This is a genomic window from Winogradskyella sp. SYSU M77433 (assembly GCF_029911945.1).
Classification (GTDB): Bacteria; Bacteroidota; Bacteroidia; order Flavobacteriales; family Flavobacteriaceae; genus Winogradskyella.
This window is the reverse complement of record NZ_JARYTG010000004.1, coordinates 296119-316819: the sequence shown is the minus strand read 5'-3', so window position 1 is coordinate 316819 and position 20701 is coordinate 296119. Positions and strand designations below refer to the sequence as shown.

General features: G+C 34.6%; 14 protein-coding genes, 5 tRNA genes and 2 pseudogenes. 19 read left to right on the top strand and 2 right to left on the bottom strand.

Annotated features, from left to right (window positions below):
* Nucleotides 1-260 precede the first annotated feature (260 nt).
* The 17 genes from QGM60_RS10270 (at nucleotide 261) to QGM60_RS10190 (ending at nucleotide 15271) form a co-directional block, all read left to right on the top strand.
* Entirely contained in the window at nucleotides 261-1151 is an 891-nt protein-coding gene (locus QGM60_RS10270; RefSeq protein ID WP_281140150.1) for a tyrosine-type recombinase/integrase, read from the top strand.
* A gap of 75 nt (nucleotides 1152-1226) precedes the next feature.
* Nucleotides 1227-1529 carry an HPF/RaiA family ribosome-associated protein gene (locus QGM60_RS10265; protein WP_281140149.1) on the top strand — a complete coding sequence of 101 codons (303 nt, stop codon included), beginning with the start codon at nucleotides 1227-1229 and terminating at the stop codon, nucleotides 1527-1529.
* A 114-nt stretch (nucleotides 1530-1643) separates the two neighbouring features.
* Nucleotides 1644-1717 (top strand) — tRNA-Thr (locus tag QGM60_RS10260).
* A gap of 63 nt (nucleotides 1718-1780) precedes the next feature.
* Nucleotides 1781-1862 (top strand) — tRNA-Tyr (locus QGM60_RS10255).
* Nucleotides 1863-1932: 70 nt separating this feature from the next.
* Nucleotides 1933-2005 (top strand) — tRNA-Gly (locus QGM60_RS10250).
* A gap of 69 nt (nucleotides 2006-2074) precedes the next feature.
* Nucleotides 2075-2146 (top strand) — tRNA-Thr (locus tag QGM60_RS10245).
* Between the two features lie 68 nt (nucleotides 2147-2214).
* Nucleotides 2215-3402 carry an elongation factor Tu gene (gene tuf / locus QGM60_RS10240; protein WP_281140148.1) on the top strand — a complete coding sequence of 396 codons (1188 nt, stop codon included), beginning with the start codon at nucleotides 2215-2217 and terminating at the stop codon, nucleotides 3400-3402.
* Between the two features lie 64 nt (nucleotides 3403-3466).
* A tRNA-Trp gene (locus QGM60_RS10235) sits at nucleotides 3467-3539 on the top strand.
* A 43-nt stretch (nucleotides 3540-3582) separates the two neighbouring features.
* Nucleotides 3583-3777 carry a preprotein translocase subunit SecE gene (gene secE, locus QGM60_RS10230; RefSeq protein ID WP_281140147.1) on the top strand — a complete coding sequence of 65 codons (195 nt, stop codon included), beginning with the start codon at nucleotides 3583-3585 and terminating at the stop codon, nucleotides 3775-3777.
* A 19-nt stretch (nucleotides 3778-3796) separates the two neighbouring features.
* Nucleotides 3797-4342 (top strand): transcription termination/antitermination protein NusG, encoded by a 546-nt coding sequence (gene nusG / locus QGM60_RS10225; protein WP_281140146.1) that lies wholly within the window; start codon nucleotides 3797-3799, stop codon nucleotides 4340-4342.
* A gap of 69 nt (nucleotides 4343-4411) precedes the next feature.
* Nucleotides 4412-4852: a 50S ribosomal protein L11 gene (rplK, locus tag QGM60_RS10220; RefSeq protein WP_281140145.1), complete on the top strand. Its 441-nt coding sequence runs from the start codon at nucleotides 4412-4414 to the stop codon at nucleotides 4850-4852.
* A 10-nt stretch (nucleotides 4853-4862) separates the two neighbouring features.
* Nucleotides 4863-5552: a 50S ribosomal protein L1 gene (gene rplA / locus QGM60_RS10215; RefSeq protein ID WP_281140144.1), complete on the top strand. Its 690-nt coding sequence runs from the start codon at nucleotides 4863-4865 to the stop codon at nucleotides 5550-5552.
* Nucleotides 5553-5571: 19 nt separating this feature from the next.
* Nucleotides 5572-6093 (top strand): 50S ribosomal protein L10, encoded by a 522-nt coding sequence (rplJ, locus tag QGM60_RS10210; protein ID WP_281140143.1) that lies wholly within the window; start codon nucleotides 5572-5574, stop codon nucleotides 6091-6093.
* Nucleotides 6094-6147: 54 nt separating this feature from the next.
* Nucleotides 6148-6525: a 50S ribosomal protein L7/L12 gene (gene rplL / locus QGM60_RS10205; RefSeq protein WP_281140142.1), complete on the top strand. Its 378-nt coding sequence runs from the start codon at nucleotides 6148-6150 to the stop codon at nucleotides 6523-6525.
* Nucleotides 6526-6658: 133 nt separating this feature from the next.
* Nucleotides 6659-10471, top strand: coding sequence for a DNA-directed RNA polymerase subunit beta (gene rpoB / locus QGM60_RS10200; protein WP_281140141.1), 3813 nt, complete (start codon nucleotides 6659-6661; stop codon nucleotides 10469-10471).
* A 75-nt stretch (nucleotides 10472-10546) separates the two neighbouring features.
* Entirely contained in the window at nucleotides 10547-14848 is a 4302-nt protein-coding gene (gene rpoC / locus QGM60_RS10195; protein WP_281140140.1) for a DNA-directed RNA polymerase subunit beta', read from the top strand.
* Nucleotides 14849-14953: 105 nt separating this feature from the next.
* Nucleotides 14954-15271, top strand: a complete 318-nt coding sequence (locus QGM60_RS10190) for a DUF3467 domain-containing protein (RefSeq protein ID WP_281140139.1) — start codon at nucleotides 14954-14956, stop codon at nucleotides 15269-15271.
* Between the two features lie 319 nt (nucleotides 15272-15590).
* On the opposite strand, the gene QGM60_RS10185 is transcribed toward QGM60_RS10190, so the two are convergent.
* Nucleotides 15591-15821, bottom strand: a complete 231-nt coding sequence (locus QGM60_RS10185) for a (4Fe-4S)-binding protein (RefSeq protein WP_281140138.1) — start codon at nucleotides 15819-15821, stop codon at nucleotides 15591-15593.
* A gap of 131 nt (nucleotides 15822-15952) precedes the next feature.
* Nucleotides 15953-17542, bottom strand: coding sequence for a peptide chain release factor 3 (locus tag QGM60_RS10180; RefSeq protein WP_281140137.1), 1590 nt, complete (start codon nucleotides 17540-17542; stop codon nucleotides 15953-15955).
* A 66-nt stretch (nucleotides 17543-17608) separates the two neighbouring features.
* Here QGM60_RS10180 and QGM60_RS10175 point away from each other — a divergent pair.
* A pseudogene (locus QGM60_RS10175) lies at nucleotides 17609-17863 on the top strand (OmpA family protein); the annotation flags it as partial.
* 519 nt (nucleotides 17864-18382) lie between these two features.
* Nucleotides 18383-20701, top strand: a pseudogene (locus QGM60_RS10170) (hypothetical protein); the annotation flags it as partial.

The window sequence follows — 20701 nt, the reverse complement described above, 5'->3', positions numbered from 1 at the left end:
TGATTATCGCCAAAATGGTAATTGATAATAAAGACTATAAACCAGCTACCTAAACATTAAGATTAGCGTTTTGGCGAAAATAGTTTTAATTATCGCCAAAATGGTAATTGACAACAAAGACTATAAACCTGCGACTTAGATTCGTGTAAGAAATTATATAATAAATAGATTTAAATCCTGCCAGTCGGCGGGATTTTCTATTTAATTTTTAAAAAAATTAGAACAAATCACTATATTTAAAGTTCAACCAAAAATTAAAAATGAGCCTCAAAGCCTTTTCAGAATATCTGCTTTTAGAAAAGAAATATTCCAAACACACTGTTTTGGCATATATGAGAGACATTGAAATGTTTCAGCTTTTTCTTGATGAGCAGCATGATTCAGAAGAGGTTTCTAAAGTTGGTTATTCCGAAATAAGACAATGGATCGTGGAATTGGTTAATAGTGGTATTTCCAACCGAACCATTAATAGAAAAATTTCTTCACTAAATACGTTTTATAAATTTTTATTAAAAACTCAAAATCTACAAGTCAATCCTTTAAAGCAACATAAAGCTCTAAAAGTTGGTAAAAAAGTACAATTACCTTTTTCTGAACAAGAATTGAAAACAGTTTTGGAAAGCACTATTGAAGTTAATGATTTTGAGAGTGCGAGAGATCATTTAATTGTAGAGTTGTTTTATGCCACAGGAATAAGACGTATAGAATTGGTGAACATCAAATTATCTGATATTGATTTAGGGAATAGACAACTCAAAGTTCTTGGTAAAAGAAACAAGGAGCGGTACATACCATTAATAGATACTTTAATAAACGCAATTAAGGACTATTCGGTATACAGAAATCAATTACCAAATATTGAAAATTTTGATTATTTATTTTTAACAAAAAAGGGAGTTAAGATTTACGAAATGCTTGTTTACAGAATAATAAATAAGTATTTTAGTGAAGCATCTTCTAAAGCAAAATGTAGTCCGCATGTATTAAGACATTCATTTGCAACACACTTATTAAATAAAGGTGCAGATTTAAATGCGGTAAAAGAACTTCTTGGACATACCAGTTTAGCAGCTACTCAGGTCTACACTCATAACAGTATAGCAGAATTAAAAAAAGTATATGCTAAATCACATCCAAGAAATTTACGTTAAGTCATAAAACTTAACACATATATTTAGTGCTAAAGAATTGTTTTTAGCATGCATGTTTAACTTAAAATGTAGAATATGAAAGTAAACACTCAATCTGTAAATTTCACAGCAGACGCAAAGCTGATTAATTTTATCCAAAAGCGAATGGATAAATTAGATTTGTTTTATGATAAGATCATACAGTCTGATGTATATCTTAAAGTTGAAAATACTAGTGATAAAGAAAACAAAATTTTTGAAGCTAAGCTACGCGTACCAGGTGATAGCTTTGTCGTAAAGAAACAGTGCAAAACCTTTGAAGAGGGCGCAGACATTGCGATTGCCTCTTTAGAGAGACAAATAAAAAAACGCAAGCAAAAATTAAGAGCATATAATTAGATAATTTTTTTTCAAAAATGTTTTGAATAAAAAAATATTATCTTACATTTGCAGTCCGTTAGAAATAGCGGGCTTTTTTATGGTTGGTTTTTGACTCTAAAAAAGTAACAAAAAGCCGATGTAGCTCAGCTGGCTAGAGCAGCTGATTTGTAATCAGCAGGTCGTGGGTTCGAGTCCCTCCATCGGCTCTTTTAGAGGTTGTTTTTTAAAGAGTAAAATAACCGATAAATGTTGAAATTTTGAATTGTTTTGGGGAGATACTCAAGCGGCCAACGAGGGCAGACTGTAAATCTGCTGACTAAGTCTTCGCAGGTTCGAATCCTGCTCTCCCCACTAAATTTCTGGTAAGTCAGAAAACTTTGAAATATTGAAAACTTTTAATTAAGGAAACTTAATTATAAATGCGGGAGTAGCTCAGTTGGTAGAGCGTCAGCCTTCCAAGCTGAATGTCGCCGGTTCGAACCCGGTCTCCCGCTCTAAAATTTACGAGTAATGATGCGCGATTTGCGAATCGTGAATCTTAAATCGGCAATCGTAAATGATCGGCCGGTGTAGCTCAGGGGTAGAGCGTTTCCTTGGTAAGGAAGAGGTCACGAGTTCAAATCTCGTCATTGGCTCTTTTTCTAATTTCATTTAGAACAACATTTGAACACTAATATTAAAAATAAGATTAAATAAATTAAACATGGCAAAGGCAACTTTCGATCGTTCAAAACCACACTTAAATATTGGTACTATTGGACACGTAGATCACGGTAAAACAACTTTAACTGCTGCTATTACTAAAGTATTAGCTGATGCAGGTTTATCTGAAGCAAGATCATTCGATCAAATTGATAATGCACCAGAAGAAAAAGAAAGAGGTATCACTATTAATACTTCTCACGTAGAATATGCTACTGCTAATCGTCACTACGCTCACGTTGACTGTCCAGGTCACGCGGATTACGTAAAGAACATGGTTACAGGTGCTGCTCAAATGGATGGTGCTATCTTGGTTGTTGCTGCAACAGATGGTCCTATGCCACAAACTCGTGAGCATATCTTACTTGGTCGTCAGGTAGGTATTCCTCGTATCGTTGTATTCATGAATAAAGTGGATATGGTTGATGATGAAGAGTTATTAGAATTAGTTGAAATGGAAATCAGAGATTTATTATCATTCTATGAGTATGATGGTGATAATGGTCCTGTAGTTGCAGGTTCTGCTTTAGGTGCACTTAACGGTGAGCAAAAGTGGGTTGATACTGTAATGGAATTAATGAATCAAGTTGATGCTTGGATCGAAGAGCCAGAAAGAGATATGGATAAGCCTTTCTTAATGCCTATCGAAGATGTATTCTCTATTACTGGTCGTGGTACAGTAGCAACTGGTCGTATCGAAACTGGTGTAGCTAACACTGGTGATCCTGTTGAAATCATTGGTATGGGTGCTGAAAAGTTAACTTCTACTATCACAGGTATCGAAATGTTCCGTCAAATCTTAGATAGAGGTGAAGCTGGTGATAACGCTGGTATCTTATTAAGAGGTATTGAGAAAACTCAAATCTCTAGAGGTATGGTAATTGTTAAGCCAGGTTCAGTAACACCACACGCTAAATTCAAAGCTGAGGTTTATATCCTTAAGAAAGAAGAAGGTGGTCGTCACACGCCATTCCATAATAACTACCGTCCACAGTTCTACGTACGTACAACTGACGTAACTGGAAATATCCAATTACCTGATGGTGTAGAAATGGTAATGCCTGGTGATAACTTAACAATCACTGTTGAGTTGATTAACACAATTGCAATGAACGTAGGTTTACGTTTCGCTATCCGTGAAGGTGGTAGAACAGTTGGTGCTGGTCAGGTAACTGAAATTTTAGACTAAACTAAAATATAATAAATAGGTAATTGAGGTGTTCCGTTTTTTCGGAACGCCTTGATTATTATTTACGGGTGTAGCTCAGTTGGTAGAGCACTGGTCTCCAAAACCAGGTGTCGGGAGTTCGAGTCTCTCCTCCCGTGCAAATTTAATCAGATGATTATTTCATCTTAAAAAAGTATTCAAATGGCAGGAATAGCAACTTATATAAAAGAATCTTTTGAAGAATTGAAAAACAATGTATCATGGACACCATGGCCAGAAGCACAGAGATTAATGGTAATCGTAGCTGTGTTTTCAATTCTATTTTCTTTAGCTATTTGGGGTGTGGATACAGTGTTTAGTAGAGCTGTGAAAGCTTATTTTGAAATGATTAGCTAATAATAACATAAGGAGAAAGATGTCTGATAAAAAATGGTATGTTGTTAGGGCTGTAAGTGGTCAAGAAAATAAAATAAAAACCTACATAGAAAATGAAATTTCTAGATTGGGTTTAGATGATTATGTTGATCAGGTTTTAGTACCTACAGAAAAGGTAATACAAATACGTAACGGGAAAAAAATCAATAAAGAAAAGGTTTATTTTCCTGGTTATATAATGATTCAAGCCAATTTAAGTGGTGAGATTCCTCACATTATTAAGTCAATTACAAACGTTATTGGTTTTTTAGGTGAGACAAAAGGCGGTGATCCTGTACCGTTAAGACAGTCTGAAGTAAACAGAATGTTAGGTAAAGTAGATGAATTGTCAATTGAAGCAGATGCTAATGTTGCAATACCATTTACAAAAGGAGAAACTGTTAAAGTTATCGATGGTCCATTCAACGGATTTGATGGAACAATCGAGAAAATCAATGAAGAAAAGCGTAAGCTTGAAGTAATGGTGAAGATTTTTGGAAGAAAGACACCATTAGAGTTAAGCTATATGCAAGTAGAAAAAGTATAATAATTGTTACAATAAAGATAGCGAGTCATCTAGCTTCCAAATTTAGATATTCGCATTAAACATTTAGAAATGGCAAAAGAAATAGACAAAGTAGTTAAGCTACAAGTTCGGGGAGGTGCTGCGAATCCATCGCCACCGGTAGGACCCGCTTTAGGTGCCGCTGGAGTTAACATCATGGAGTTCTGTAAGCAATTTAATGCTAGAACTCAAGATAAACCAGGTAAAGTTTTACCTGTGGTAATCTCTGTTTACAAAGACAAATCTTTTGATTTTGTAATCAAGACTCCACCAGCAGCAGTACAATTATTAGAAGCGGCCAAAGTAAAAAAAGGATCAGGAGAACCTAACCGACGTAAAGTAGCAAAAGTAACTTGGGATCAAGTTAAAGCAATTGCAGAAGATAAAATGCAAGATTTAAATGCATTTGAAATCGAGTCAGCTATGAAAATGGTAGCTGGTACTGCAAGATCAATGGGTATCACTGTTAAAGGAGGTGAAGCTCCAAACTAAATTTTTAGAAATGGCAAGATTAACAAAGAAGCAAAAAGAAGCTAGAGCAAAGGTTGATAATAACAAACTTTACTCTATAGAAGAAGCTTCAGCTTTACTAAAAGAAATTACATACACTAAGTTTGATGCTTCAGTAGATATAGCAGTAAGATTAGGTGTAGATCCACGTAAAGCCAACCAAATGGTTCGTGGTGTTGTTTCTTTACCTCACGGTACAGGTAAAGACATGAAGGTTCTTGCATTAGTAACACCAGATAAAGAAGCAGAAGCTAAAGAAGCTGGTGCTGATTATGTTGGGTTAGATGATTACTTACAAAAAATAAAAGATGGTTGGACAGATGTAGACGTTATCGTTACTATGCCAAGCGTTATGGGTAAGTTAGGACCATTAGGTAGAGTATTAGGACCAAGAGGTCTTATGCCAAACCCTAAAACAGGTACAGTTACTATGGATATAGGTAAAGCTGTAAGTGAAGTAAAAGCTGGTAAAATAGATTTTAAAGTTGATAAAACAGGTATTGTACATGCACCAATAGGTAAAGCATCGTTCAGTACTGATAAATTAGTTGGTAACGCTAACGAATTACTATCTACTTTAATTAAGCTAAAGCCAACTGCTGCTAAAGGTACTTACGTGAAAAGTATTTACATGTCTAGTACAATGAGCCCAAGTATAGCAATAGACACAAAAATAGTATAGTAGTTAAACTTAGAATATTATGACAAGAGAAGAAAAATCGCAAGTAATTGAAGAGTTGACTGCTCAGTTAGCAGATAGTACTAACATCTATTTAACAGATATATCTGGTTTGGATGCAGCAACAACTTCTAATTTAAGAAGAGCGTGTTTTAAATCTAATATAAAATTAGCTGTAGTTAAGAATACACTTTTAGAGAAAGCTATGGAAGCATCGGAAAAAGATTTCGGTGAGTTACCATCAACTTTAAAAGGAAATACATCAGTAATGTATTCTGAAACAGGTAATGCTCCTGCAAAGGTAATTAAGGAATTTCGTAAGAAATCTGAAAAGCCTTTATTAAAAGGTGCTTTTATTGAAGAAGCAATCTATGTTGGAGATGAATTGTTAGATACACTAGTTGAAATTAAGTCAAGAGAAGAACTTCTTGGAGAGATTGTTACATTGTTACAATCGCCAGCTAAGAATGTTATTTCTGCACTTAAGTCTGGTGGAGGAACAATCGCTGGTATAGTAAAAACATTATCTGAAAGAGAAGGATAATATTTCAAACAAACACAAAAGAAAATAACACACACATATTAAAACAATAGAAAAATGGCAGATTTAAAAGATTTCGCAGAACAATTAGTTAATTTAACAGTAAAAGAAGTTAATGAATTAGCTACTATATTAAAAGATGAGTACGGTATTGAGCCAGCTGCTGCTGCTGTTGCAGTTGCTGCAGGTGGAGCTGCTGCAGGTGGTGACGCTGAAGAAGAAAAATCAGAATTTGATGTAGTATTAAAAGCAGCAGGTGCTTCTAAATTAGCAGTTGTGAAATTAGTTAAGGAATTAACTGGTTTAGGATTAAAAGATGCAAAAGAATTAGTTGACGGTGCACCAAACAACGTAAAAGAAGGTGTTGCTAAAGACGAAGCTGAAGCATTAAAAGCGCAGTTAGAAGAAGCTGGTGCTGAGGTTGAGCTTAAGTAAGCTCAGCTTAACCTACAATATATGGTTTAGGTCTGTTTCGCAATAAATTTGCGGAATAGGACCTAAACCCTTTTGTGTATATAAGTGTTATATACATTTTTAGTATTTTTTTAATAAAAAATCTCGTTCATCAATGTTAGCAAAAAAGGCTGAAAGAATTAATTTCTCTTCTATTGTAAATAGAACAGATTACCCAGACTTTTTGGATATTCAAATAAAATCTTTCCAAGATTTTTTCCAATTAGAAACAAAGTCAGAAGAAAGAGGAAATGAAGGCTTATACAATACCTTCATGGAAAATTTCCCAATTACCGACACACGTAATCAATTCGTATTAGAATTTTTAGATTACTTCATTGATCCACCTAGATATACAATTGAAGAATGTATCGAAAGAGGATTAACCTACAGTGTACCTTTAAAAGCAAGATTGAAATTGTATTGTACGGATCCTGAGCATGAGGATTTCGAAACAATCGTTCAAGATGTTTACTTAGGTACAATTCCATACATGACACCTAGTGGTACTTTTTGTATCAATGGTGCAGAGCGTGTGGTAGTTTCACAGTTACACAGATCGCCTGGTGTATTCTTTAGCCAGTCTTTCCATGCTAATGGAACAAAATTATATTCTGCAAGAGTAATTCCTTTTAAAGGGTCTTGGATAGAATTTGCTACAGATATTAATAGTGTGATGTACGCTTACATTGATAGAAAGAAAAAGTTACCTGTAACAACACTTTTCCGTGCTATCGGTTTTGAGCGTGATAAAGATATTTTAGAGATTTTTGATCTTGCTGAAGAAGTAAAAGTTTCTAAATCTGGATTAAAGAAAGTTTTAGGTCGTAAACTTGCTGCTCGTGTACTTAACACATGGCATGAAGATTTCGTTGATGAAGATACTGGTGAAGTAGTATCTATTGAGCGTAACGAAATTGTATTAGATCGTGACACAATTATAGATAAAGACAATATTGAAGAAATCCTTGAAGCTGAAGTGAAAACTATTCTTTTACACAAAGAAAGTGCACAGCAAGGAGATTACGCAATTATTCATAATACATTACAAAAAGATCCAACAAACTCTGAAAAAGAAGCTGTTGAACACATCTACCGTCAATTACGTAATGCTGAGCCGCCAGATGAGGAGACAGCACGTGGTATAATTGACAAGTTATTCTTCTCTGACCAACGTTACTCATTAGGTGAAGTAGGTCGTTACAGAATGAACAAAAAATTAGGTTTAGATATCGGTATGGATAAGCAAGTGCTTACCAAAGAAGATATCATTACCATTATAAAATATTTAATTGAGCTTATTAACTCTAAAGCAGAGATTGATGATATCGATCACTTATCTAACCGTCGTGTACGTACAGTAGGTGAGCAGTTATCTTCTCAGTTTGGTGTTGGTTTAGCTCGTATGGCGCGTACTATTCGTGAGCGTATGAACGTTCGTGATAATGAGGTGTTTACTCCAATAGATTTGATTAATGCTAAGACTTTGTCTTCAGTTATTAACTCTTTCTTTGGTACAAACCAGTTATCTCAGTTTATGGATCAAACCAATCCATTAGCAGAGATTACACATAAGCGTCGTTTATCAGCATTAGGACCAGGTGGTCTTTCTAGAGAAAGAGCAGGTTTCGAGGTTCGTGACGTTCACTATACACACTATGGTCGTTTGTGTCCTATTGAAACTCCTGAAGGTCCAAACATTGGTCTAATTTCTTCTTTAGGTGTATATGCTAAGGTGAATTCAATGGGATTCATTGAAACTCCATATAGAAAAGTAGAAAATGGTGTTGTAGATATCAAAAATGCTCCAACTTACTTAAGTGCAGAGGAGGAGGAAGATATGTTAATCGCTCAAGCAACTGTTAAGGTTGATGATGATGGAAAGATATTACATGATAAAGTTATCTCTCGTCAAGAAGGTGACTTTCCTGTAATTGAGCCAACAAGTGTTAACTATACCGATGTTGCACCAAACCAGATTGCATCGATATCTGCGTCATTAATTCCATTCTTGGAACATGATGATGCTAACCGTGCTTTGATGGGATCTAACATGATGCGTCAGGCAGTTCCTTTATTACGTCCTGAAGCTCCTATTGTTGGAACAGGATTAGAGCGTCAAGTAGCATCAGATTCAAGAGTATTAATTAATGCTGAAGGTGCAGGTGTTGTAGAATATGTAGATGCTGAAAAAATTACTATTAAGTACGAGCGTACTGAGGAAGAAGCTATGGTAAGCTTTGATAGTGATGTTAAAGAATATCCTTTAGTGAAGTTCAGAAAAACTAACCAAGGTACTTCAATCAACTTAAAGCCTATTGTTGAAAAAGGTGATAAGGTTGTTAAAGGTCAAGTGCTTTGTGAAGGTTATGCAACTCAAAACGGAGAATTAGCTTTAGGTAGAAATATGAAAGTAGCCTTCATGCCTTGGAAAGGGTATAACTTTGAGGATGCGATTGTAATTTCTGAAAAAGTGGTTCGTGATGATATTTTTACATCTATCCATATTGATGAATATTCTCTAGAAGTTAGAGATACAAAATTAGGTAACGAAGAGTTAACTAATGATATACCAAACGTTTCTGAAGAAGCAACTAAAGATCTTGATGAAAATGGTATGATCCGTATTGGTGCGGAAATCAAACCTGGCGACATCTTAATCGGTAAGATTACACCAAAAGGTGAATCTGATCCAACTCCAGAAGAAAAACTTCTTCGTGCAATCTTTGGTGATAAAGCAGGAGATGTTAAGGATGCATCATTAAAAGCTTCGCCATCATTAAATGGTGTAGTTATCGATAAAAAATTATTTGCTAGAGCGGTTAAGGATAAGCGTAAGAGAGCTCAAGACAAAGAAGATATCGAAAAACTAGAAGCTTCTTATGATAGACGTTTTGACGATTTACAAGCAATTTTAGTTGATAAACTTTTTGCTATCGTAAACGGTAAAACAGCTCAAGGTATCTATAATGATTTAGGTGAAGAGATTATACCAAAAGGTAAGAAGTACACTTTAAAAATGTTAAATGCTGTTGATGATTATACACATTTAACTTCAGGAAAGTGGACAACTGATGATCATACAAACGAGCTTGTAGCAGATTTAATCCATAACTATAAGATTAAGGAAAATGACTTACAAGGTTCATTAAGACGTGAGAAGTTTACAATTTCAGTAGGTGATGAGTTACCTGCAGGTATCATCAAACTTGCTAAAGTTTACATTGCTAAGAAACGTAAACTAAAAGTAGGTGATAAGATGGCAGGTCGTCACGGTAACAAAGGTATTGTGGCACGTATCGTTCGTCAAGAAGATATGCCGTTCTTAGAAGATGGAACTCCAGTTGATATTGTATTAAATCCACTTGGTGTACCTTCTCGTATGAACATTGGTCAGATTTATGAAACTGTATTAGGTTGGGCAGGTCAGAAGTTAAACAGAACTTATGCAACTCCAATTTTTGATGGTGCAACATTAGATCAGATTAATGGCTTTACAGATGAAGCTGGTGTGCCGAGATTTGGTCATACTTATTTATATGATGGTGGTACAGGAGATCGTTTTGACCAACCTGCAACAGTAGGTGTAATCTATATGATTAAGCTAGGTCACATGATTGACGATAAGATGCACGCACGTTCTATAGGTCCTTACTCATTAATTACGCAACAGCCGTTAGGTGGTAAAGCACAATTTGGTGGTCAGCGTTTTGGTGAGATGGAGGTATGGGCTCTTGAAGCTTATGGTGCATCAAGTACTTTACGTGAAATCTTAACTGTAAAATCAGATGACGTAATTGGTAGAGCTAAAACTTACGAAGCTATCGTTAAGGGTGAGCCAATGCCAGAACCTGGACTTCCAGAATCATTCAACGTACTTATGCACGAATTGAAAGGTTTAGGATTGGATATTAGATTAGAAGAATAAAAAAATAGTAGGCAGTCGTCAGTATACAGTTAAAGATGTATACTGAAGACTGAAGACTGAATACTATAAAATAACATGGCAAGAAAACAAGATAAGAATACAGTACAGAAATTTAATAAAATTTCTATTGGTTTAGCATCTCCAGAATCTGTTTTGGCAGCTTCTCGTGGTGAAGTATTAAAGCCAGAGACTATCAATTATCGAACTCACAAACCTGAACGTGATGGTTTGTTCTGTGAGCGTATTTTTGGTCCTGTAAAGGATTTTGAATGTGCTTGTGGTAAATATAAAAGAATACGTTACAAGGGTATTGTTTGTGACCGTTGTGGTGTAGAAGTAACAGAAAAGAAAGTACGTAGAGACAGAGTAGGACATATTAACTTAGTTGTGCCTGTAGCTCATATCTGGTATTTCCGTTCTTTACCAAATAAAATAGGTTACCTTCTTGGATTACCATCTAAGAAATTAGATATGATAATCTATTACGAGCGTTATGTAGTTATCCAATCAGGTAATGCTATAAATGCTGAAGGTGAACCAGTACAAAAAATGGATTTCCTTACTGAAGAAGAATATCTAAACATATTAGAAACACTTCCTCAAGAAAATCAATATTTAGAAGATACAGACCCTAACAAATTCATCGCTAAGATGGGTGCGGAGTGTCTTATCGACTTATTAGCTAGAATTGATTTAGATGAATTATCATACGAATTAAGACATAAAGCTAATAACGAAACTTCTAAACAACGTAAAACTGAAGCTTTAAAGCGTTTACAAGTTGTTGAAGCTTTTAGAGATTCAAACGAAAATAGAGAGAACAGACCAGAGTGGATGATCATGAAGGCCGTTCCTGTAATTCCACCAGAATTAAGACCATTAGTGCCATTAGATGGTGGACGTTTTGCAACTTCAGATTTAAATGATCTTTACCGTCGTGTAATTATCCGTAACAATCGTCTTAAGAGATTGGTTGAGATAAAAGCACCAGAAGTGATTTTACGTAATGAAAAGCGTATGTTACAAGAATCAGTAGATTCATTATTTGATAACACTCGTAAGTCATCTGCTGTAAAAACAGATTCTAACAGACCATTAAAATCTTTATCAGATTCATTAAAAGGTAAGCAAGGACGTTTCCGTCAAAACTTACTTGGTAAACGTGTCGATTACTCTGCACGTTCTGTAATTGTTGTAGGACCAGAATTAAAATTATTCGAGTGTGGATTGCCAAAAAATATGGCAGCAGAGCTTTACAAGCCTTTTATCATTAGAAAATTAATTGAAAGAGGTATTGTAAAAACTGTAAAATCTGCAAAGAAAATTATAGATAGAAAAGAGCCTGTTGTTTGGGATATCTTAGAGAATGTTCTTAAAGGACATCCAGTATTACTAAACCGTGCTCCTACGCTTCACAGACTTGGTATACAAGCATTCCAGCCAAAACTTATTGAAGGTAAAGCGATTCAGTTACACCCATTAGTGTGTACGGCATTTAACGCGGATTTCGATGGTGACCAAATGGCGGTGCATTTACCATTAGGACCAGAAGCAATCTTAGAAGCGCAACTTTTAATGTTAGCTTCTCACAACATATTAAACCCTGCAAACGGTTCTCCTGTAACAGTACCTTCTCAGGATATGGTACTTGGTCTTTATTATATGACTAAGTTACGTAAGACTGATGATACTTATACTGTTAAAGGTGAAGGGTTAACATTCTACTCTCCAGAAGAAGTAACTATTGCTTACAATGAGAAGAAAGTTGATCTTAACGCAGGTATTAAAGTAAGAACTAAGGACTTTAATGAAGAAGGAGAGTTAACTACTCAAATCATTGAGACGACTGTTGGTCGTGTGCTTTTCAACGAAAAAGTGCCAGAAGCTGCAGGTTATATTAATGAGGTATTAACTAAGAAATCTTTAAGAGATATTATTGGTAATATCTTAAAAGTAACTTCTGTACCAGAAACGGCTGAGTTCTTAGATGAAATCAAGACTTTAGGATATAAGTTTGCATTCCAAGGTGGATTATCTTTCAGTTTAGGTGATATTATTATACCTAAAGAAAAGCACGCTATGATTGATGCAGCCAACAAGCAAGTTGATGGTATTATGGGTAACTATAACATGGGACTTATTACCAACAACGAACGTTATAACCAAGTTATTGATATCTGGACTTCTACTAACGCTGAGTTGACAGAATTGTCTATGAAACGTATCCGTGAAGATCAACAAGGATTTAACTCAGTATTTATGATGTTAGATTCTGGTGCTCGTGGATCTAAAGAACAGATTCGTCAGTTAACTGGTATGCGTGGTTTGATGGCTAAGCCTAAAAAATCTAATGCTGGTGGTGGTGAGATTATTGAAAACCCGATTCTTTCTAACTTTAAAGAAGGTCTTTCAATTTTAGAATACTTTATCTCTACTCACGGTGCTCGTAAAGGTCTTGCTGATACGGCTCTTAAAACTGCCGATGCAGGTTACTTAACACGTCGTTTGGTAGATGTTTCACAAGACGTTATCGTTTACGAAGAAGATTGTGGTACATTAAGAGGTATCGAAGTTTCTGCATTGAAGAAGAATGAAGAAGTTGTAGAAAAATTAGAAGCTAGAATTGTAGGTAGAACATCTCTAAATGATGTTTACGATCCTTTAACTGAAGAGTTATTAGTAGAAGCTGGTGGTCACATCAATGATACTATCGCTAAGAAAATTGGAGATTCAGCAGTAGAATCTATCGAAGTACGTTCTCCATTAACATGTGAGGCTAAACAAGGTATCTGTGTGAAGTGTTACGGACGTAACCTTGCAACAGGTAAGATGGTTCAACGAGGTGAAGCAGTTGGTGTTGTGGCAGCACAATCAATTGGTGAGCCAGGAACACAGCTTACACTACGTACATTCCACGTAGGTGGTATTGCAGGTAACATCTCAGAAGAGAATAAGCTAATCGTTAAGTTCGATGGTATTGCTGAGATTGATGATCTTAAAACAGTAAAAACTAAAGATAATGAAGGCAATGAGGTAGATGTAGTTATCTCAAGAACTTCTGAATTAAAATTAGTTGATGCTAAAACAGGAATTGTCTTAAGTACTAGCAATATTCCTTACGGTTCTCACGTATTTGTGAAGCCAGGAGATAAAGTTAAGAAAGGTGACGTTATCTGTCAATGGGATCCATATAACGGTGTTATTATTTCAGAATTTGCAGGTAAAGTGAAGTATGAAAACATCGAGCAAGGTGTAACTTACCAAGTTGAAATAGATGAACAAACAGGTTTCCAAGAAAAAGTAATTTCTGAATCTAGAAACAAGAAGTTGATTCCAACATTATTGATTGAAGATTCTAAAGGTGAAACTATTCGTTCATACAACTTACCAGTAGGTGCACACATTATGATTGATGATGGTGATAAAATTGAAGTTGGTAAGATTTTAGTTAAAATACCTCGTAAATCTGCTAAAGCTGGTGATATTACTGGTGGTCTTCCTCGTGTAACAGAGTTATTCGAAGCACGTAACCCATCTAACCCAGCAGTAGTAAGTGAAATTGATGGTGTAGTATCTTTTGGTAAGATTAAGCGTGGTAACCGTGAAATCATTATTGAGTCTAAGCTTGGTGAGGTTAAGAAATACTTAGTGAAATTATCTAATCAAATTCTTGTTCAAGAAAATGATTATGTAAAAGCTGGTATGCCTTTATCAGACGGATCTATAACACCAAACGATATCTTAAATATCAAAGGCCCTTCTGCAGTACAACAATACTTAGTAAACGAAGTACAAGAAGTATACCGTTTACAAGGTGTGAAAATTAACGATAAACACTTCGAAGTTGTTGTAAGACAGATGATGCGTAAAGTTAGAATTATGGATTCTGGTGATACTATTTTCTTAGAAAACCAATTAGTTCATAAGTCAGACTTTATCGAAGAGAATGATAAGATTTTCGGAATGAAAGTAGTAGAAGATGCTGGTGATTCTGAAAACTTAAAATCTGGTCAGATTGTAACGGTAAGACAGTTAAGAGATGAAAACTCTAGCTTAAGAAGAGAAGATAAAAATCTTGTTACAGCAAGAGACGCTAGTCCTGCAACTGCAACACCAATACTACAAGGTATTACTAGAGCGTCATTACAGACTAAATCGTTTATTTCTGCGGCATCGTTCCAAGAAACAACTAAAGTTCTTAACGAAGCAGCTGTAAATGGTAAAATAGATAACCTAGAAGGACTAAAAGAAAATGTTATTGTAGGACATAGAATACCGGCTGGTACTGGTGTTAGAGAATACGATAATATTATTGTAGGTTCTAAAGAGGAATTTAATGAAATGATGAAAGCTAAAGAAGAAATGAACTTCAACTAGAATTTATCATTCCTATTCCTGCGGAGGCAGGAATCTAAATAAACTAAAAGCCTTCATCCTGTAAAGTTTGAAGGCTTTTTTAATTTAAAATAAAATAGTATAGATATGTCAGACGAAAATAATAATCCAAAAAAAGGACAAATAAATATAGAGCTCGATGAGAAAGTAGCAGAAGGTACTTATTCTAACTTAGCTATAATTAATCACTCTGTTTCAGAGTTTGTTGTAGATTTTGTTAGTATAATGCCAGGAACTCCAAAAAGCAAAGTGAAATCTCGTATCATTTTAACACCACAACATGCAAAGCGTTTACTTAAGGCTTTAGGAGATAATGTTTCAAGATTTGAGAAAGCTCATGGTGAAATTAAAGATTACGAGCAACCACCAATTCCTCTAAATTTCGGACCAACAGGTCAGGCCTAAAATTTTATATTTTTAATTATAGAAAATAATAATTGGTGGTTATCGAAATTTTTTGAAGAGCAACCACCAATTCCTTTAAATTTTGGGCCAACAGGTCAGGCTTAAAGTTGTATAGTTGAATTGAATCAATAGTAAAGAATCAATTGTTTTTTATTATTAATAATGGATTCGTTTAAGGCGTTATTAGTTTTTTGTAAACACATTTCATATATCTTTAAACTAAAGGCTTTAAATAGTCTATAACAATATAAACTAAAAAAATCCCTTAGATTTTTATTAAAGCTAAGGGATTTTCTATTTATACTAAGATAAATAATGATTAAGCCACTTCTTTTTTCTTTAAGTGGTATTTCAGAGCACCAGAAGGACATTTTTTAATTTGATTAATGATGTCTTCGGTTTCTGCTCCGTTAAGATCAATCCAAGGAATTACAGAATTTCTGAATACACTTGAAAGTTGTTTTGCACATAATTCTGCATTAGTGCAACAACGCGGTTGATAGGTTACAGTAATGTCTTCATTACTATAAACGTTTTCATTGGTTTCCATAATAAGTAGATTAGTTTGGGGTTAATCTTATTTTGAAATAATGATTACTGGTGCTATTTTAATCAAAAAAACAGATTAAAAACAAATATAATCGACAAAATGCATTGTATTTTAATAGTTTGTGAGAATTTTTATTCAAATTCTGAGGTCATATGGAACTTAATGCTTGGGTATTTTTGCTGTGTCATCTGTAGTGAGAACATAGAGTCAGCCAAGAAAACCAATTGATTTTGTTTATCTCTTGCAAGATAACGTTGCTTTACCCTTAAGAAATCTTTAAATTCTTCGCTTTTATCATCTTCAGTTTGTACCCAACATGCTTTATGTACATTAAGGTTTTCATACGTACATTTAGCACCATATTCATGTTCTAAACGATATTGAATTACTTCATATTGAAGCGCTCCAACAGTACCGATAACTTTTCTTCCATTATAGTCTAAAGTAAAAAGCTGAGCAACACCTTCATCCATTAACTGGTCAATACCTTTGTAAAGTTGCTTAGCTTTCATAGGATCCGCGTTGTTAATGTATCTAAAATGCTCAGGTGAGAAACTAGGAATACCTTTATAATTAAGGATTTCACCTTCAGTTAGTGTATCACCAATTTTAAAGCTACCAGTATCTTGTAAACCTACTATATCTCCAGGGTATGATACATCTACAATCTCTTTCTTTTCGGCAAAGAAAGCATTTGGACTAGAGAATTTTAGCTTTTTATTATGTCTTACATGAAGATATGGAACATTACGTTTAAATTCACCAGAAACTATTTTCACAAATGCCAAACGGTTTCTATGATTAGGATCCATGTTGGCGTGAATTTTAAAAACAAAACCACTAAACTTATCTTCTTCAGGTTTTACCAAACGCTCTTCACTTTGTTTAGGTCTTGGTTTTGGTGCAATTTCAACGAAACAGTCTAATAGTTCTCTAACACCAAAATTATTTAATGCAGAACCAAAGAAAACAGGTTGCAAATCCCCTTTAAGGTAAGCGTCTTTATCAAATTCAGGATAAATGCCATTAACCAATTCTATCTCGTCTCTTAATGTATTAGCCGCTTTTTCGCCAACTAATTTATCTAATTCAGAAGAAGATAGATCTGATATTTCTATAGTCTCTTCTATATTTTTTCTACTGTTACCACTAAATAAATTGACATTCTTTTCCCATAGATTATAAATGCCTTTAAAATCATAGCCCATACCAATTGGGAAACTCATAGGCGTAACGGTTAGTCCTAATTTTTGCTCAACTTCATCTAAAAGGTCAAAGGCATCTTTACCTTCACGGTCTAATTTGTTGATGAATACAATCATAGGAATATTACGCATTCTACAAACTTCAACAAGTTTTTCAGTTTGTTCCTCAACACCTTTGGCCACATCAATAACAACAATCACACTATCTACAGCTGTTAGAGTTCTAAATGTGTCTTCTGCAAAATCCTTGTGTCCTGGTGTATCTAGAATATTAATCTTAATACCTTCATATTCAAAAGCTAATACAGAAGTTGCAACAGAAATACCACGTTGACGCTCAATTTCCATAAAGTCACTGGTGGCTCCTTTTTTTATCTTATTGCTTTTTACGGCACCAGCCTCTTGAATGGCACCACCAAACAGAAGTAGTTTTTCTGTTAGTGTAGTCTTACCAGCATCGGGATGCGAAATAATACCAAATGTTCGTCGTCTTGCTATCTCTTTTAAAAAACTCATATCTATCGTTAAAAATGATGGCAAAGATACTACTATTATAAACAATTAAAATATGCGGCTATAAATGAATATCCAAAGTTGAAAATAGATATAGAATCCCACACTGATTCTCGCGGAAATGGTAATTATAATTTAAACTTATCGAGTAGAAGAGCACAATCAACTTTACAATGGTTTATTAGTAAAGGCATACAGAAGAAGCGCTTGTCTGCTAAAGGTTATGGAGAGTCGCAATTAATCAATAAATGTTCTAATGGAAAGGATTGTGAGGAAGACGAACATCAATTAAACAGAAGGTCAATGTTTCTTATAATGGACTAATTAATTCCTACTCTGAAATAAGCCTTAACTTTTATAGTTGAGGCTTTTTTTTGTGCTCTAAAACTTCATTTTTAAAGTAGTGATGTCATTCAATCCAAAATACTTGCCATTGGTCTAAATTTATACAATAGATCCAAATACTAAATTAGCTTTGTAGGAAAGGGATTAAATGTTCAAAATAAATCATTTATAATGATTTATTTTGAAGACTTTCCTTGGTAAAATTGAAAATGAAATTAATTCCAAATTCAGTCAGTCTTCAAAGTTTGAAATGAACAAGAATTAATTTTTGAAGTTGGTTAATAGCTGATCTCTTCACCAAATTTTACAAAATATTTTATAGTGCGTTTGTCCTAATTGATTGTCCTTAGGTGGTAATAATCAATTAATAAATGTTTGAAATGTAAGTGATTGCTTAATAAAAAATTTGCAAATTACATTTTATCGAATATATTTGCACTTTATCGATAAAAATAATTATCGTTAACAATATTGAATGTATATCAACCTTTCTAAAATATGAAAATCTTTACGCGATTACAATTGCTTAAAAAAACCATTGATAATGTATCTACAAAGATAGATTTGATATTAAGCAGGAAATACTCTAATCTTGCTTTATTTGTTTTCAGTTTGCTTTTTGGCTCATTTGGTTATTCTCAAGGACAAGTGACCGCCATATATGGAGATGAAAACAGTTTCTATGAGTCTTCAACTTCTGCTCAGGTTACAGCCACAGGATCTAATAATTTAATAGGTTTTACGGTAGACGGTGTTACTTATTCTACAGGTATAGATGATTCTATATTGTCAAGTAATGGTGTAGCTTATACTCCAGCAGATTTTCAGGCATTTCCTGTTCCTGGTCTTATTTCATATTCTAATCCAGAATTAATTGGTGTTGGTTATACTTGGGGAGGTAATAACCAAACCAATATTGCAACAGATCATATTAATTCATTTCATCCTATTGTTCCAAGTACTTTTATAAGAGATGGTGCAAATGGTCTTGAGCTATCTACTAATTTTTTTAATATTGATTCTCAGGATTTTAATTATGATAATTTATCGATAAATTCAACTAGTAGTATTAATGATAATATCCCAGACATCATAGCTACCCAAACAGGACAGCCTTCAGGAAGTGATACATTCAAGTTTGTGGATATAGGTGGTAATACTGTAGGAAATAGTATAATTGTAAACTTTTCAACAGTAGGTATTGTCGGTGGCGTTGATTGGACAATATATACTGTTAACCCTACTACAGGTGTAGTTACAGGTACATTTGCGATAAATAGCTATAGAGATTTAAGACTTTTAACTTTTGAACTTAGTGATTTTGGCATCACAACAGCTAATGCTGCTCAAATTACAGAATTTGTGCATACAACTTCTGGTAATACAGATATTGCATTTACAGCTTTTAATACAAATAGCTTAATTTTTACACCAGTTGATTTAGGTATTACATCAGATGTTAATTCCTCAACAGACTTATGTTCTGCAAGTTCAATTGATTTTGTTACTACAGTTACTAATAATAGCGCTATAGATAGTAATGGTTTTGAAGTTGAAAAGATGTTGCCTGCAGGTGTAAGTTACTCTAGTAGTAATGCTGTGTTTTCATCAGGAACGGGAACGGCTACGTATGATAGTACGTCAAACAAATGGATAGTTACAAGATTGGATGCAGGTGAAAGCATTACGCTTACGGTTTCTGTCTCGGTTACATCAATAAGTCTTCCTTTAACGTATACAGCCAATATAATTAATATGGCCCAATCAGATACGGATACGAGTAATAACTCATCTTCATTGACTGTAAATGATTCTGATTGTGATGGTGTTAATGATGTGTCAGATATAGATAGTGATAATGATGGTATTTTAGATATTTATGAGGATCTGAATTTAGACTTAGATAATGACCCATCTACAAATCCAACAGATACAGACCAAGATGGCATTCCTGATTATTTAGATCTAGACTCAGATAACGATGGTATTTATGATGTAGATGAGTCTGGTAATGGTGCGTTAGATACAAATGGAGATGGAGTCATTGATTCTAATGATACTGGTTTTAGTGATGCTAATGGTAATGGTGCAGATGATACAGCAGAAGTTACGGTACCAATAGATACATTGAATGATGGAAGTTATGACTTTCAGAACACAGACAGTGATGGAGATGGTTGTCCAGATGCAAACGAGGCATATAATGATCCGAATGCAGCAGGAGCAGATGGAGGGCAATTTGGGGATTCAGATCCAGCAACTGTCAACCCAACTAATGGTTTGGTTACAGAAACAGGTGTAGACTATTCTCTTGGGACTAATGCTAGCGTTACAGATCCTTTAGGTTTAACAATCTGTGATTGTTCAATTGATAATATTTCATCTAGCAATGTATCAACATGTAATGACAACGGTACACCATCTGATATAACCGACGATACTTTTACAGCGGACATAACTATAACATTTAATACTGTTCCAGGAACGGGCACGTTGGAATTATCAGGTGACGGTAGTGGGTCTGTTTCAGTGTCTGGACTTAGCTCGCCATATACTTTTACAGGTGTTACATTACCAGCTAATGGGAATGAGATATCTTTAACGGCTGAGTTTTCAGCTGAGAGTAGTTGTACATTGACCAATTCAAATGTACTTACGGCACCATATGAATGTAGCGACGATGCATGTATGGACGTTATACCGACAGGCAGTCCTATATATGCTTTACCAGCTTCAGATGTTACATTCGACATAACAGGTACAGATAGCTCAACAGGGGCTATATTGAATTCTATATCGGTAGTAGGTGAGCCAAAT